The organism is Acinetobacter sp. NigerLNRRAM0016 (genome assembly GCF_054112845.1).
Genome location: NZ_JBSYVT010000021.1, coordinates 1 through 15,907, shown reverse-complemented (window position 1 = coordinate 15,907; position 15,907 = coordinate 1). Strand labels below are relative to the sequence as shown.

General features: G+C 43.4%; 14 protein-coding genes and 4 tRNA genes. 12 read left to right on the top strand and 6 right to left on the bottom strand.

What is annotated here, in order from left to right; all coding sequences use genetic code 11:
- Nucleotides 1–265: 265 nt before the first annotated feature.
- From trpA to ACWQ4X_RS13100, 4 genes are read left to right on the top strand one after another with little or no spacing between them, the layout of a single operon-like run.
- The gene (gene trpA, locus ACWQ4X_RS13115) at nt 266–1,069 is read left to right on the top strand and encodes a tryptophan synthase subunit alpha (protein WP_100240642.1); all 804 of its coding nucleotides are present in this window, start codon (nt 266–268) and stop codon (nt 1,067–1,069) included.
- Nucleotides 1,066–1,962 carry an acetyl-CoA carboxylase, carboxyltransferase subunit beta gene (gene accD / locus ACWQ4X_RS13110; RefSeq protein WP_100240643.1) on the top strand — a complete coding sequence of 299 codons (897 nt, stop codon included), beginning with the start codon at nt 1,066–1,068 and terminating at the stop codon, nt 1,960–1,962. Before trpA ends, accD begins: the two co-directional genes overlap by 4 nt.
- A complete protein-coding gene (gene folC / locus ACWQ4X_RS13105) occupies nt 1,959–3,245 on the top strand; it encodes a bifunctional tetrahydrofolate synthase/dihydrofolate synthase (protein ID WP_457903943.1) in 1,287 nt (428 codons plus the stop codon). The genes accD and folC overlap by 4 nt, the downstream gene beginning before the upstream one ends.
- On the top strand, nt 3,236–4,264 hold the full coding sequence (locus ACWQ4X_RS13100) for an SPOR domain-containing protein (RefSeq protein ID WP_457903942.1): 1,029 nt from the start codon (nt 3,236–3,238) through the stop codon (nt 4,262–4,264). Before folC ends, ACWQ4X_RS13100 begins: the two co-directional genes overlap by 10 nt.
- A gap of 17 nt (nt 4,265–4,281) precedes the next feature.
- Here the strand turns inward: ACWQ4X_RS13100 and ACWQ4X_RS13095 are convergent, their stop codons facing one another.
- The 3 genes from ACWQ4X_RS13095 to ACWQ4X_RS13085 form a co-directional block, all read right to left on the bottom strand.
- A complete protein-coding gene (locus ACWQ4X_RS13095; RefSeq protein WP_457903941.1) occupies nt 4,282–4,872 on the bottom strand; it encodes a dual specificity protein phosphatase family protein in 591 nt (196 codons plus the stop codon).
- A complete protein-coding gene (locus ACWQ4X_RS13090; protein WP_457903940.1) occupies nt 4,869–5,681 on the bottom strand; it encodes an MBL fold metallo-hydrolase in 813 nt (270 codons plus the stop codon). Before ACWQ4X_RS13090 ends, ACWQ4X_RS13095 begins: the two co-directional genes overlap by 4 nt.
- A gap of 137 nt (nt 5,682–5,818) precedes the next feature.
- Nucleotides 5,819–6,460 carry a peroxiredoxin gene (locus ACWQ4X_RS13085; RefSeq protein ID WP_457903939.1) on the bottom strand — a complete coding sequence of 214 codons (642 nt, stop codon included), beginning with the start codon at nt 6,458–6,460 and terminating at the stop codon, nt 5,819–5,821.
- Nucleotides 6,461–6,793: 333 nt separating this feature from the next.
- Here ACWQ4X_RS13085 and secA point away from each other — a divergent pair, with 333 nt between their 5' ends.
- The 8 genes from secA to ACWQ4X_RS13045 all read left to right on the top strand — a co-directional run bounded on the left by secA (nt 6,794) and on the right by ACWQ4X_RS13045 (nt 13,258).
- On the top strand, nt 6,794–9,526 hold the full coding sequence (gene secA, locus ACWQ4X_RS13080) for a preprotein translocase subunit SecA (protein WP_457903938.1): 2,733 nt from the start codon (nt 6,794–6,796) through the stop codon (nt 9,524–9,526).
- A 176-nt stretch (nt 9,527–9,702) separates the two neighbouring features.
- Nucleotides 9,703–10,059 (top strand): hypothetical protein, encoded by a 357-nt coding sequence (locus tag ACWQ4X_RS13075; protein WP_457903937.1) that lies wholly within the window; start codon nt 9,703–9,705, stop codon nt 10,057–10,059.
- 219 nt (nt 10,060–10,278) lie between these two features.
- A complete protein-coding gene (argJ, locus tag ACWQ4X_RS13070) occupies nt 10,279–11,499 on the top strand; it encodes a bifunctional glutamate N-acetyltransferase/amino-acid acetyltransferase ArgJ (protein WP_457903936.1) in 1,221 nt (406 codons plus the stop codon).
- A gap of 147 nt (nt 11,500–11,646) precedes the next feature.
- On the top strand, nt 11,647–12,714 hold the full coding sequence (gene nadA, locus ACWQ4X_RS13065; RefSeq protein WP_457903935.1) for a quinolinate synthase NadA: 1,068 nt from the start codon (nt 11,647–11,649) through the stop codon (nt 12,712–12,714).
- Nucleotides 12,715–12,868: 154 nt separating this feature from the next.
- Nucleotides 12,869–12,945: transfer RNA gene (locus ACWQ4X_RS13060), tRNA-Pro, on the top strand.
- A gap of 46 nt (nt 12,946–12,991) precedes the next feature.
- Nucleotides 12,992–13,068, top strand: a tRNA-Arg gene (locus ACWQ4X_RS13055).
- A 33-nt stretch (nt 13,069–13,101) separates the two neighbouring features.
- Nucleotides 13,102–13,177 (top strand) — tRNA-His (locus tag ACWQ4X_RS13050).
- Nucleotides 13,178–13,181: 4 nt separating this feature from the next.
- Nucleotides 13,182–13,258: transfer RNA gene (locus ACWQ4X_RS13045), tRNA-Pro, on the top strand.
- Between the two features lie 271 nt (nt 13,259–13,529).
- On the opposite strand, the gene ACWQ4X_RS13040 is transcribed toward ACWQ4X_RS13045, so the two are convergent.
- From ACWQ4X_RS13040 to ACWQ4X_RS13030, 3 genes are read right to left on the bottom strand one after another with little or no spacing between them, the layout of a single operon-like run.
- Entirely contained in the window at nt 13,530–14,015 is a 486-nt protein-coding gene (locus ACWQ4X_RS13040; protein ID WP_457903934.1) for an OmpA family protein, read from the bottom strand.
- A gap of 10 nt (nt 14,016–14,025) precedes the next feature.
- The gene (locus tag ACWQ4X_RS13035) at nt 14,026–15,237 is read right to left on the bottom strand and encodes a sensor domain-containing diguanylate cyclase (RefSeq protein WP_457903933.1); all 1,212 of its coding nucleotides are present in this window, start codon (nt 15,235–15,237) and stop codon (nt 14,026–14,028) included.
- Nucleotides 15,238–15,239: 2 nt separating this feature from the next.
- The gene (locus tag ACWQ4X_RS13030; RefSeq protein WP_161933330.1) at nt 15,240–15,692 is read right to left on the bottom strand and encodes a YfiR family protein; all 453 of its coding nucleotides are present in this window, start codon (nt 15,690–15,692) and stop codon (nt 15,240–15,242) included.
- Nucleotides 15,693–15,907 lie beyond the last annotated feature (215 nt).

The following is a 15,907-nucleotide window of genomic DNA, read 5'->3' as shown; positions in this document are numbered from 1 at the left end:
CTAAAGAGGGAAGAAGCTTTATTTTTCTGAATAGAAGTAGATCTGCATAAAAGCCAAAATTAGGCATCTTTGATCATTGAGAAAACTCGCCAAATATTAGTAAATGTAGCTTTCGGGTTGTTCTGAATCATGTGATGTCGTATGAAATTCAAAGGAAGTGCATGAACTCTATTCAATGTGTAAAAAATAGCGTTACAATGCGTTGTCTTGTATTTCTACAAAACCAACTCCTCAGTTTTAAATAATTCAAGGAATGTACAACCCTATGTCACGTTTAGCCACTCGTTTTGGACAACTTAAATCTCAACAGCGTAAAGCGCTGGTTTCCTATGTGATGGCTGGAGATCCTCATCCACAAGTAACAGTACCTTTGTTGCATCAAATGGTTGAGGCGGGCGTAGATGTTATTGAGCTTGGACTACCATTTTCAGACCCTATGGCGGATGGTCCTGTCATCGCTTTAGCCGCAGAGCGTGCTTTAGCGGGTGGAACCAATACCCTAGATGCGTTGAACATGGTGAAAGAGTTCCGTCAAAAAGATCAGGAAACACCAGTGGTATTAATGGGATATTTAAATCCTGTTGAAGTGATTGGCTATGAAAAATTTGTAGCCTATGCCAATGAATGTGGTGTGGATGGCATCTTACTGGTCGATTTACCTCCAGAAGAAGCTCAAGCTCTAGATGATGTCCTGAAAAAGTACGAAATGGATCAAATTTTCTTACTTGCACCAACCTCTACCGACGAACGTATTCGTCACGTGGTGAAGCAAGCCAGCGGATTTATCTATTATGTATCTTTGAAAGGGGTAACTGGTGCAGCAACCTTAGATACGTCTGAAGCTGCAGCACGTATCCAAAAAATTAAAGCAGAGACGGATATCCCTGTTGGTGTCGGTTTTGGTATTAGCGATGCTGCTTCCGCGAAAGCGATGGGCGGTGTGGCAGATGCTGTGATTGTCGGCAGTGCATTTGTAAAACAATTTGCCAGCTTGGCACCAGAACAAGCCGTTGTTGAAACGGTTAATAAAGTCAAGGAGCTTCGAGCAGCGCTCGATGAGTTAGTATGAATCAAGAAGTGAAATCAGGGAAAATTCTTAGCCCATCGACACCGTGGACTGAACGTGGCGTTCCGGGTATTGAAGTTCCAGATGTGCAACAAGCACTTAAAGCAACACTGACCGAACCAACGGTTGAGTGCCCTGAATGTCATGCATTGGTGACACGCACAGCAATGACCTTTAATGCTTATGTTTGTCCACAGTGCGATGAACATTTACGCATGAAAGCGCGTGAACGTTTAACTTGGTTCTTTGACCAAGTAAAAACTGAATTGGGTCAAGAATTTGCAGCGAAAGATCCTTTGAAATTTGTGGATAGCAAACCTTACCCAGAGCGTATGGCTGAAGCACAAAAGAAAACGGGTGAAACCGAAGCCTTAGTCGTAATGCAAGGTACTTTAAAAGACGTTGCCATGACAGCATGTGCATTTGAATTCGACTTTATGGGCGGTTCAATGGGTACAGTTGTGGGCGACCGTTTTGTACAAGCGGCTGAACGCGCAATTGCATTAAAACAGCCATTCATTTGCTTTGCAGCTTCTGGTGGTGCACGTATGCAAGAAGGCATGTTGTCTTTAATGCAAATGGCACGTACTTCTGCGGCAATTCAACGCGTAAAAGAAGCAGGCTTACCGTACATCGTGGTATTAACGCATCCTGTTTACGGTGGTGTTACTGCATCATTGGCAATGTTGGGTGATGTACATATTGCAGAGCCGAAAGCCATGATTGGTTTCGCGGGTAAACGTGTAATTGAGCAAACTGTACGTGAAAAATTGGAAGAACCGTTCCAACGTGCCGAATATCTGCTTGATCATGGCGTAGTCGATCAAATCGTTCATCGTCATGCATTACGTGATACTGTATATCGTATTGTGACTAAATTGATGAATTTACCTTGAACGATACCGCACCACTTGCACAAGATAATTTAGACACATGGCTCTCGTATTGGGGCCATGTTCACGTTACAGGGATTGATTTAGGCCTAGAGCGCGTCATTCCCGTGGCGGAAATGCTGGGCGTGACGCAACCCGACGCGAAAGTGATGACGGTTGCTGGCACCAATGGCAAAGGTTCAACCACGACGACCTTGGCGGCTATTTTGAATGCGCAAGGTTATAAGGTTGGATTGTATCAGTCACCGCATATTTATCGTTTTAATGAGCGGGTTAAACTGGCAGGTCAGGAAGTTGATGACCAAAGTTTAATTGATGCTTTTGTGCAGGTGGATCAGGCGCGTCGTGCATGTGGTTTAAGTTTATCTTTCTTTGAAGCGACTACTTTGGCCGCTTTTTTGATTTTTAAACAGCAAGCTTGTGATGTCTGGGTACTGGAAGTCGGTTTAGGCGGTCGTCTGGATGTGGTCAATGTGATTGATCCTGATGTCGCAGTCATCACCAATATTGGTTTAGACCATACCGATTGGTTGGGTGATACCATTGAAAAAATTGCTTATGAAAAAGCAGGGATTATTCGCCCCAATATTCCTGTGATTTTTGGTGGCTTACAAAGCATGCCAGAAGCCATTGCGAAAAAAGCACAAGAATGCAATGCACCGTTATTTGCCGTAGAACGTGATTATTTTTATCAAGCCAGTGACGATGGTCAGCACTGGATGTTTGCTTCTTCAGGGACAACTCTCACCTTACCCTTAGGTCGTTTAGCGCTGGAAAATATTTCGACTGCTGTTGCAGCCGTATTGGTCAGTGGTCTTGAAATTCGACAAGAAGCGATTGCGGAAGGGATTCAGCAAGCCCAGCTACAAGGTCGTTTTGAAGTTCGCCAGATTGCCGATAAAACCGTAATTTTCGATGCGGGACACAATCCACATGGCGTTGAATTTTTGTTAAAGCAATTGCGTAATTTCTTAAAATACAATAAACAATACACAGAAGTTGTCGCTGTCTTTTCAATGCTGGCTGATAAAGATATTAAATCTGTGGTTGAGTCATTGAAAAATAATGTTTTAATGTGGAAAATTGCACCATTAAGCGTGCCGCGTGCGGCTGAAATGGCGCAGCTCGATGACGCATTACAGCATCAGGCTGTACAACATTTCACTAATGTTCAATTAGCTTTTCAATCAGCTCTTGATGAATCTAAAAATAATCAGCTGATTTTGGTATGTGGATCATTCCATACCTTGGAAGCGGTCTGGGAGTATTTGGAAGAATGTCAATGAATAACAGACAACGCTGGATGGGTGGCGTTGTTTTACTGGGTGGTGGCGTTTTATTGGCAGCCTTACTTCTGAAAGGTAAAGAAGAAATACATCAAAATAATATTAAGCAAACCGAACTGGTTGAACACGTTCAGCAACAAAATGCAAAACCTGATAGTGGCATGGTGCAACTGCAAGGTTTAACCGTCGATGTTGAAACTGAAAAGCGGTTACTGGAAGAGCAACGCCGTGCCCGTGAAAAAGCGGTTGCGGAACAAGAAGCACGCGCAGCTGAATTTTTAGCCCAACAACAGCAGGCAGAAGCTGATGCTGCACGCAAAGCGGCTGAAGAATATGCAGCCTTAAATGCAGCACGTGCAGGTGCGCAGCAAAGTTCCGACAATATTCCGCCAGAATTGGTTGAAGATGAAAAAGCCAAACAAATGCGCTTGGCGGAGGAAAAGCTGGCTGCACAAAAGAAGCTAGATCAGCAGAAGTCGCAACAACAGGCTGAAGCTGATAAAAAATTGAGTGAAGAGCGCCGTAAGGCAGAAGCACAACGCAAAGCTGAGGATGAACGTAAAGCCCAAGCTCAAGCTGCTGAAGAGAAAAAGCAACGTGAAATAGAAGCGCAACGTAAACTTGAAGCACAGCGTAAAGCGGATCAAGAACGTCAAGCTGCTGCCAAGGCTGCTGAAGAAAAGAAATTGCGTGAAGCAGAAGCCAAACGTAAAGAAGATGCCAAAAAGAAAGCTGAAGCGGATAAAGCCCGAGATTTGCTTGAAAATGGCGATAAGCAGTGGATGGTACAGGTGGCACTGGCTGCCAATGCTGCCAATGCGGACAGTGTCATTTCCAAGCTAAAGGCAAAAGGCTATAAAGTCGTGCAAAGCCCAACCTCTAAAGGCATTCGTATTATGGTTGGACCTGCGAAAAGCCGTGATTTGGCAGATGTGACTCGTAAAAAGATTACTGCCGATGCTAGTTTAGGAATGAAGTCGGCATGGGTGATTGACTGGGTACCTTTAGACCGTCGTTAATGGCTTGTTGTAATCATCTAAGATGGATTCGAGAGCTGCTCTTGAATCCATTTTACATTTTCAGGGCTAAATAAATTTTCGATGTTTTGCCAAATGGGGTGGAAACCGTAGCCGCCATATTTCATCTCTTGCAGTGCCTGTTCAATACTCCATTGCTCAAAGATAATGCGATACATGGCAATGCTGGCACCTGTGCGATCAGAGCCGTGATAGCAATGAATCAAGACTTTTTGCTGTTGTGTTTTTGCCTGTTGAATTTGACGCATCACCGCCAGTAAATCTTCCCGATCAATTGCCCAAGTGTGAATCGGGATATGCACTAAATTAAAATTTTGTGCATCGAGATATTGTGGATCATGATGCCGCGATCTTAAATTAATCACGACATCTATATCGTGGGCTTTGAGTGCCGCTGCCATTTCTGCACTGGGCTGTTCGCTGCGAAATACATCGGCACTGATTTGATAGAAATTGTCAGCCTGATTAAGCAAGGTGCCCCATTGTGCGGGTCGAGTTTCCGTCGGCAGTGCTGGCGTGGTCATGCAACCTGTCAAGCTGAGCGTACTGAGACAAAGGCTGCTATAGAACAAAGTCAGTTTAATCTTCATGCGTATCGAGCCAATTCTACAGGGTCATGAGCACAGATGAGTTGTACTTCGGGATGGGTTTGCGAAAGGGTTTGCAGGCGCTTCAAGTTTTCTATACGTGCTTGGTTGTCTTCTGCAAAAAACTGTTCCAGTTGGTTCAAGGCTCTAAGCGGATGCTGACCATCGAGTTGTAAATGCGAGTAATAGGCATCACCGCAAAAGAGTAGCCAGTTATCCTGATTGCGCACAGCAATACCACTATGTCCTGCGGTATGTCCCAACAGCGGCAGCATCAACAGTTCATTTTCAAATAAATCAAAGTTTTGAATATGCTTTAGGTTAAACCATTTTTCTTCGGCAATAGGTTCAATAAAGTTCCAATAGCGATGCTGTTGAAATTGTTTCACTTTATAGCGGGCTTTACGTTTGTAATGATTCAGGTTTTGCGTGGCATTGTATTCCGAAGACAGCACATTCACCGTAGCGTGCGGAAAGTCTGAAATGCCGCCTGCATGATCAAAATCTAAATGTGAGATAAAAATATGTTGCACATCTTTCGGGCTAAATCCCAATTTCTGAATTTGTGCGATAGCCGTCAGTTCGAGATTATTTTCTATTTTACCCAAACGCGTGATCATGCTACCTAAACGGGCTTTGGTCTGTAGATGATCTTGAATTCCCAAGCCTGTATCAATCAGGACTAAACCGCGGTCAGTTTCCAACAGTAAGCAATGACATATCACTTGAGCATGCAAGCCTTTTTGCCCAAACAGTGGGCCGCAAACAGGGCACATGGTGCCACAATGTAAATGATGAATGTTATGAATCACAGTCGTTGTTCTTAAAATGGTCTGTTGTATTTATAACTGACTGTCGCTCAAATACCAAATACAACTTGGTAGAGATGTGGTAAGTATAAAAACCTGTCCGAAGACAGGTTTAACGTGGAGAATTTAATTCAGCTGTTTTATTTTAAATTGGGTTGTGGCGTGAGGCGCAAATAAGGTTTGACCGCCGTATAACCTTGAGGGAAACGTTGTTTTAGTTCGGCTTCATCTTGCAAGGAAGGCACAATCACGACATCGTCACCCTGCGTCCAGTTGGCAGGCGTTGCGACTTTATAATTATCCGTCAGTTGTAAAGAATCAATCACGCGTAAAATTTCATGAAAATTCCGCCCTGTGGATGCGGGGTAGGTAATAATTAAACGTACTTTCTTATTTGGATCGATAATCACCAGAGAACGTACCGTCAAGGTTTCGCTGGCATTGAGGTGAATAAAGTCGTATAGGGTAGAGACCTTACGATCTTGATCGGCAATGATGGGGAAGTTGACGGTGGTATTTTGGGTTTCGTTAATATCTTGTATCCAGCCATGATGCGACTCAACATTATCGACAGAAAGAGCAATCGCTTTAACTCCGCGCTGTACAAATTCATCTTGCAGTTTTGCGGTATAGCCCAGTTCAGTGGTACATACAGGAGTGTAGTCCGCAGGATGTGAAAATAAGACGCCCCAACTTTCACCGAGAAAATCGTAAAAGTTGATCGGACCGACACTAGAGTCTTGTTCAAAATTGGGGACGATATCGCCTAAACGCAAAGCCATTTTATTTACCTCAATATGTTGTGTATTTGATTTAAGTCAGACTATCGCGCAATTCTTTTGCTATGAAAAATAGCTTTTTTGCATTTGTTTATGCGGAAATGGAATAAGTAAAGTGGCTGGCGGTGAGAAAATATACGTTGAATCAGGATCAACGCTCTATATCGCCTGATTGAAATTTGCTACATTATTTCGCCTTAGGTCAGGGGCTAGAACCAGTGATCAGAATTTTTTTATTGGTTTTGTGCAAAAACCTTGTACTTCAAATTTCTAGCACCATAATAACGTCTGAGAAAAAATTTATTCATTGACAAGCAAGATTTAGAGAGTCTATTCATGTTGGCAAGTCTGATCGGAGGAATCTTCGGTACCAAAAATGAGCGCGAACTCAAACGCATGCGTAAAATCGTAGACAAGATTAATGCGCTCGAGCCGACGATATCTGCCCTAAGCGATGCAGACTTATCTGCAAAAACCGAAGAATTCAAACAACGTTATAACAAGGGTGAAAGCCTCGATAAATTATTGCCTGAAGCGTTTGCTGTCTGTCGTGAAGCCGCGAAACGTGTCATGGGTATGCGTCATTATGATGTGCAGTTGATTGGTGGTATTACCCTGCATGAAGGTAAAATCGCTGAAATGCGTACTGGTGAAGGTAAAACCCTGATGGGTACACTGGCGTGTTATCTGAATGCACTGAGCGGTCAGGGTGTACATGTCATCACTGTCAATGATTACTTGGCGCAACGTGATGCCGAGTTAAACCGTCCGTTGTTCGAGTTCTTGGGTTTAAGCATTGGCATTATTTATTCCATGCAAAATCCAATGGAAAAAGCCGATGCTTACCGTGCCGACATTACTTACGGGACCAACAACGAATTTGGTTTTGACTACCTGCGCGATAACATGGTGTTTGCGCTGGCTGAGAAAAAGCAACGTGGTTTGGTCTATGCCATTATCGATGAAGTCGACTCTATTTTAATTGATGAAGCACGTACCCCTTTGATTATCTCGGGTCAAAGCGATGACTCTTCTCAGTTGTATGCCGCAATTAACACTATTCCACCCAAATTGCATGCGCAAAAAGAAGAAAAAGTGGCAGATGGTGGTCATTTCTGGATTGATGAAAAACAACGTTCAGTAGAAATGACTGAAGTGGGTTTCGAAACCGTTGAAAATGAATTGATCGAGATGGGCTTGTTGGCTGAAGGCGAGAGCCTGTATTCAGCATCAAACCTGAACTTGGTGCATCACGTAACTGCTGCGATTCGTGCGCACTTCCTGTATCAACGTAATGTGCATTACATCATTCACGAAGGTGAAGTGATTATTGTCGATGAGAACACAGGTCGTACCATGCCTGGTCGTCGTTGGTCAGAAGGTTTGCATCAAGCTGTAGAAGCCAAAGAAGGCTTGGAAATTCAGCCAGAGAACCAAACTTTGGCAACCACGACCTTCCAGAACTATTTCCGTTTATACAAAAAACTGTCAGGTATGACGGGTACCGCAGATACTGAAGCGGCGGAAATGAAAGAAATTTATGGTTTGGATGTGGTGATCATTCCAACGCACCGACCAATGATTCGTCAGGATCAAAACGATTTAATCTATTTAAATCGTAATGGTAAATACAACGCCATTATTCAAGAAATTCAACGTGTGCATGAAGCTGGCGTTGCTCCAATTCTGATTGGTACGGCAACTATTGAAGCGTCTGAAATTCTGTCGGAAAAACTCAAAGAAGCGGGTATTCAGCATGAAGTGTTGAATGCGAAGCAGCATGAGCGCGAAGCTGACATTATTGCTCAAGCAGGTTCGCCACGTGCAGTGACCATTGCAACTAACATGGCAGGTCGTGGTACGGATATTATTTTGGGTGGTAACTGGAAAGCCAAACTCGCTAAAATTGAAAATCCAACCTCAGAAGATGAAGCGCGTTTAAAACAAGAGTGGGAACAAAACCACGAAATGGTCCTCGATTCAGGCGGTTTACATATTATTGGTTCTGAACGCCATGAATCACGCCGTATCGATAACCAGTTGCGTGGTCGTGCGGGACGTCAGGGTGACCCTGGTGTTTCACGTTTTTATCTATCTTTAGAAGATGATTTGATGCGTATCTTCGCAGGTGATCGTGTGGTTGCCATGATGCGCGCCATGGGCTTGCAAGAAGATGAAGCGATTGAACACAAAATGGTGTCACGCTCGATTGAAAATGCACAGCGTAAGGTAGAAGCACGTAACTTCGATATTCGTAAGAATCTCTTGAAGTACGATGATGTCAACAACGAACAACGTAAGATTATTTACTCGCAACGTGATGATGTGCTTGCAGAAAACTCGCTGCAAGACTACATCGAAGAAATGCATCACGAAGTGATGAAAGCCGTGATTGCCAACTATATCCCACCTGAATCGATTCATGACCAATGGGATATTGAAGGCCTTGAACGTGCTTTACGTGAAGAGTTCGCAGTAGATTTACCGATAGCGCATTGGTTGGAAACCGAACGTCGTTTAGATGAAGAAGCACTGGTTGACCGTATTACTGATGAGATCGTGACCCGTTACCGTTCACGTCGTGAACAAATGGGGACTGAATCGGCTGCGATGCTTGAGCGCCATTTTGTCTTGAGTTCATTAGACCGCCATTGGAAAGATCATTTGGCCGCGATGGATTATCTGCGTCAAGGGATTCACTTACGTGGTTATGCGCAGAAGAATCCTGAGCAGGAATACAAAAAAGAAGCATTCAATTTATTCGTGAATATGTTGGCAGTGATCAAGACTGATGTCGTGACCGATTTGTCGCGTGTCCATGTGCCGACGCCAGAGGAGTTAGCGGCAATGGAAGCACAGAAACAAGCACAAGCGGAAGCCATGCAGTTAAATCTTTCGCATGATGAAGTGGATGGTCTAACAGGCGAAGTTACTTCACAAGCACCAGCAGAACACTACACCGGCTTTAGCCCAGCAGGAGAGCAAAATGTAGTGCCTCCTGCAAGCCGTAATTCACCTTGCCCATGTGGTTCAGGTCTGAAATACAAGCAGTGTCACGGTAAAATTTAATTTTATCGAATGATGTCTTCAACCCTTACAGAACTTCACATTTCAGCTGGAGTTCTGCAAGGGTTTTGTTTTTTGAGCGAACTGTAGTTAAATATTTTCAAGATGTGAATAAGGTTTGCAGTGCAGATTATTAAGTGTTATTAAGTTGCACATTAGTAACTGAAAAGCGAAAGACAATGAAAAAATTATTACAACCTTTGGTAATTGCTGCTTTGGCAATCCCGACTTTGGCGATGGCGAATACTCCTGCAACAACGACTGCAGCAAAAGTAGCCGCTGCGCAAGGTGCAACGACAGCACCAGCAACGGTACAAGACACCAATGTGACGGTAATGAGTCCGCGTACTGGCATTAAGTACACATTCCCGAATCCGAATCAACGCCCGATTATTTTGAAAACAGCTGCCGTTGCCCCAGCAACATCAGAAACGGCAAGTCGTATTGTCGCAACCAATCCAGCACTTTCAGCTGAAAGTCAGGAGCAGGCAAAACAGACTCTTGCGGGCAGTCCAACTCAGTTAGCCGCAAACTAAGCGTATTGATCTAAAGCAGCCTACGGGCTGCTTTTTTTATGCATCATTTTTATTCCAAGCTGGAGTTTTTCGTGGTGCATTTGACTTCCTGTTGAGTCGAGAATCACTTTTCCTCGAGAAAAGGATATCTATTATGAAATTGCCTGAAACACCTCGATTTTTAGTTGTATTTCTACTAAGCTGTGACACTTACTTGAACAACAAAGTGGATATTTAAAAATGGCAGTGGGTGACGTTACTATGCCACAGATGCATGTGGTCAAAGGAGTAAAAATCGGTTCGGCTGAAGCTTATATTCGCTATCAGAACCGACGTGATCTGGTCATTTTTGAATTCGCTGAAGGTTCAAATGTTGCAGGTGTATTTACTCAAAATGCATTCTGTGCAGCACCAGTTCATGTGTCTAAGGCACATTTGGCGGTTGGCAATCCACGTTATTTAATTATCAATACGGGCAATGCCAATGCGGGTACGGGGCCGTTGGGAATGCAAAATGCCCAAGAAACCTGTGCACAGTTGGCACAGTTGGCAGGCGTAAATGCAGAACAGATTTTACCGTTCTCAACAGGGGTGATTGGTGAGCAATTGCCAATGCCGCGTTTGGTTGCAGGCTTACAACCAGCTTTAGACAGCCTACAAGAAGATGCTTGGACAGAGGCGGCTTTTGGCATCATGACCACAGATACTACACCCAAAGGGGCTTCTGAACAGTTTGAATTAGATGGTGTGGTCTACACCATGACAGGTATCTCTAAAGGTGCAGGCATGATTCGTCCAAATATGGCGACTATGCTTAGCTACGTGGCAACGGATGCTCCAATTTCTCGTGCATTGGTACAACAACTGTTACACATTAGTGTGAACCAATCCTTTAACCGTATTACCATCGATGGGGATACCTCAACCAACGACTCGTGTATCTTTGTGGCCACAGGTCAAGCGGGTGGCGTGGAAATTTCATCTGCCGAAGATGCTCGTTATGCCGCGGTATTGGATGTGTTAAACCGAGTGATGAAACGTTTGGCACAGCTGATTGTACGGGATGGTGAGGGCGCAACCAAATTTATGACCGTGGCGGTAGAAGGTGGTGCCGATACCCAAGAATGTTGCGATATTGCGTATAGTATTGCTCATTCGCCATTGGTCAAAACAGCATTTTTTGCGTCAGATCCAAACTGGGGGCGTATTTTAGCTGCCATTGGTTATGCAGGCGTGAAAAATTTAGAGGTTGAAAAAATTCAGGTTTGGTTAGATGATGTACAAATCTGTAAGGATGGTGGCGCAGCAGCTGATTATACGGAAGCAGAAGGCGCGCGCGTAATGGCACAAGCAGAGATTACCATTCGGGTGGACTTGGGTCGCGGACAAGCGAAGGACACGGTCTATACCTGTGATTTATCTTATGACTATGTCAAAATTAACGCAGATTACCGTTCTTAATGGAATTTGAGTGAAGAAAAGCCTCCGTCGTGAGGCTTTTTTATCAATCATGGTTTTTTGAATGACTGGTCAATTTTAAAGATGAAATAGACCGTGTTATGGATGCACCGCTTGTGAACAAGCAGCTGGGATAGAGAAGACGTTTTTATGAATGATGCGACCAATTTAATTGCCAATGACGCAAAATCGATTGTGCAGGCGCATTTAGACCGTTTAGGCGAGCCAAAAGACAATCATTTGACTGAGCAAGCCAAACTGGAAAAATTTGAACAAATCAAAGCGGAATTGAAAAAACGTGATGCTGTTCTGGTCGCGCATTATTACTGCGATCCTGAAGTGCAGGAATTGGCAGAATTAACAGGCGGCTGTGTATCGGATTCCTTGGAAATGGCACGTTTTGGTCGTGACCATGCAGCCTCAACATTGGTTGTGGCAGGGGTGAAATTCATGGGGGAAACAGCAAAAATCCTGTCTCCTGAAAAAACCGTGCTTATGCCAACCCTAGAAGCAACCTGTTCGCTCGATTTGGGCTGTCCTGTGGATGAGTTCACGGCATTCTGTGATCAGCATCCTGATCATACCGTTGTGGTCTATGCCAATACTTCTGCGGCTGTTAAAGCGCGTGCAGATTGGGTCGTGACCTCTAGCTGTGCGGTTGAAATCATCGAGCATTTAGACAGCTTGGGTGAGAAGATCATTTGGGCACCCGATCAGCACTTAGGTCGTTATATCCAGAAGAAAACAGGCGCAGATATGCTGCTTTGGGATGGCGCGTGTATCGTACATGAGGAATTCCGTGCACGCGGGATTGCCAATATGAAAGCCCTCTATCCAGATGCAGCAGTTTTGGTACATCCTGAGTCGCCAGAATCAGTGGTGGATATTGCAGATGCAGTGGGAAGTACTTCACAGTTAATTAAAGCTGCGCAGACTTTACCGCACGAGCGTTTAATCGTGGCAACCGATCGCGGCATCTTCTACAAGATGCAGCAAGCGGTACCGAACAAAATTCTGGTCGAAGCACCAACAGCGGGTGAGGGGGCGACGTGTCGTTCTTGCGCGCATTGCCCATGGATGGCAATGAATGAGCTGGATGGTATTTTGCAAGTTTTACAGCAAGGTGATCAGGAAATTCATGTCGATCTGGCCTTGGCAGAGCGTGCAAAATTACCTTTGGATCGTATGTTAAGTTTCAGTGCGAGCTTAAAGCGTTAAAATTTGTATAAAAAATATCAGAAATGCTTGATATTTATACGTTTGACGCATTTTTTTAACTTTTTTTAAATATAGGTGTTGACGTTCTTGGGCGTCACGCCTAGAATGCACACCGTACCGCACGATGTGCGATACGACAAAAGCTGAGATGAATCGGAGCATAGCACAGCCTGGTAGTGCACCTGGTTTGGGACCAGGGGGTCGTAGGTTCGAATCCTACTGCTCCGACCAATTCTTCAAGGCAGAGTATCGCATGATACCAAGTATCATCGGTCATGCGCCTGTAGCTCAGTTGGATAGAGCATCCGCCTTCTAAGCGGATGGTCACAGGTTCGAATCCTGTCAGGCGCGCCATTTGGTAGCTTGGTACTGTAGAACTTTATAGTGGTGGATGTAGCTCAGTTGGTAGAGCCCTGGATTGTGATTCCAGTTGTCGCGGGTTCGAATCCCGTCATTCACCCCAATTTCGGAGCATAGCACAGCCTGGTAGTGCACCTGGTTTGGGACCAGGGGGTCGTAGGTTCGAATCCTACTGCTCCGACCATCATCTTAAAGATGAAATAAATAATCCGCTTTATTTCGGTTTTTTTATGTCTGAAATTTGATACATTTCTACATTTCTACATTTCTACATTTCTACATTTCATTCATGTTCAAGAATGCTATTGAGCCATTCAATTGTATTTTTGCAGATTGAAATCCATAAAAAAGGTTGTCTAAGCTCAAGACTCGACAACCTGACCTGTCATTTAGATGACCTTTAAATATCACACAAATTTTTTAGTCTAATTCTCAATCATTCTAGTACGCTGGAATCAAGGGATAATAATAATATTCACGCGGCGGTTGGTTGCGCGATTTTCTTCAGAAGTGTTTGTAACTAAAGGCTGTGTAGCACCTCGTCCAATTGTTTGTAGATTATTGCTTTGAAAGCCAGTATTGAGAAAAATACTGGAAACGCTAGTTGCACGTTTTTCAGAGAGAGTTTGGTTGTAAGCGGCATCACCAATATCGTCGGTATGCCCAACAATCTTAATTTTATTGAGTTTGTATTTCTGCAATTGCGTAGAAAGGCGGGTGAGTTCATCGGTTTGTTCGGGCTTAATCTCATAGCTGTCAAAGCCAAATAAAAGGCGCTCAGGTAAACGAAGACTCCAGCCTTCTTCCGTCAGCACGAAACCTTCCTTTTTGAGCATACGCGCTTGTTTGTAGTTGAGATGTCCCCAACTTGCACAAGCACTTAAAAGGCTGCTGAGCAGAAGTACAAGTGCAAGTTTTATGGGGCGAGAAAAAGTTATCATTGTAAAGTTCCTAGCGGAGAGAGAAGTACCAGCCTTGTTGCAATGTTTTGGCTTTATACATTGCGCTGTCGGCGGCAGTGATGAGATCTTCAGGGCTATGTGCTTGTTCGGTAGAGGCGATGCCGATCGAAAAGCTAAAGCGAATTTCGTACTGTTCAAACTGCAAAGGTTGTTCACAGCATTGCAGCAGGTTTACGCTAATTTTGGCCAGATGCTCGGTCTTGTTAATATTGCGAATCAGAATGGCAAATTCATCACCACCTAGCCGAGCAATAAAATCATCTTGTCGTAAACGATCTTTGAGGCGTCGCGCCATTTCTTGCAGTACGGCATCTCCCGCCAAATGACCATATTGATCATTAATTTCTTTAAAATTGTTATTATCTATAAAGAATAATGCGGTTGAATGGGGTGCGGGTTGCTCAAAGATCGACAATAAGGTTTGATAGAAATAATGTCGATTTGGCAGTTGAGTCAGTTGATCGTGCAATGCCTGATGCGCAAGAACATCATTTTCTGCGCGTAATTTTTGCGTGGAAGCCTGAATTTTATCGAGTAATTCATTAAAAACATCATTCAGTTGTTGCAACTCTTTGATGTTGGAGCGAGGTAGACGTAATTGATAGGCTTTGTATTCGCTAATTTCACGTGCAGTTGACACTAAAGGGTGAATGGACTGCATTAAATATTGATAGGTCGAGCGTACCGACCAAAGCAGTGCAAACAAAATTAAAATAATGGCCAAACATAAGCCAATTAAAATTTTAAAGAAAAAATCTAATAAGCTTTGCGAGCTTCCATAGACCACAATGGAGCCGTAATATTGTTGATTATGCTGAATTGAAATTTGAATCGGCTGTTGGAAAAACAGATGATCTAAAATTCCTTGTGTGCTTTGGAAGGATTGAACAACCTGTTTACTGTTGGCAATTTCTTGATTAGATGGATCAAGCACCTGAATCGAGCGAATAGAATATTGTGTGGTGTAGTCACTCAAAATTTGCTGCATGGTCATTCGGTCATTGAAGACCATCGCAGGTTGTATTCGCTCACTTAATGCTTCAGCCAGAATATTTAAGCTCTGTTTGGCATAGGTATTCATGGTGTAGGTCGAAACAACCACGAAAATAATAGTACAAATCGAAAATGTTAAAGCAAAGATGGCGAGTTGCGAGCGTTTAAACAAAGATTGTAATGAGGTCATGCGAGAGTATATCGCCATGGTTATTGCTCCGTAGACTTCGCAAGCAGCAACACACGCGGGTCAACTCTTACTTTAGATTGGCTTAAGCTATCGAGGTTTACCTTGAATGAGGTCTTGTTATTTTGGGTATAGAGACAGAAAGCACTACCCATTTCACAATCTTGATTAGTCGAACTAAAAGACAATGGTGGATCAGGTCTTTGGCTATAAATAATTTTTTGTTCTTCTTGTGGTGAAAAGGTAGATAGAAAAATTGCATTGCATGACGATTTTTCTAATTCATTTAAACGAATGGATGAAATTTTGTAGTGATAGCCATGTAAACGCAGGGCTTGATTAAATTGCACGGCATAGTTTGGATTATCAATTACACAGAGTGCAGGGGTTGGAGTATTCCATTTGGCATAGCTTAAGATGGAAAGCGTAATAATAAACATATTATGTGCAGAAACGGCATATACGGGTATTGCCATCAAGGTTGTGATGGAAAAAAGTATAAAAACCCGCAAATAAGTGATAACCATTTCAAATAATATTGTAAATAAGTGAATTTAGTTGGTGATTGTAGCGAATCTGTATCAATAAAAATAGACATGAGTTTTCTTTAAAAGAGTCCTTAATTAATTATATTTGATTAAAAAAACAACGCTTGATAAATTAATTTAGCAAAGGGTGTTGCAAGTGATTA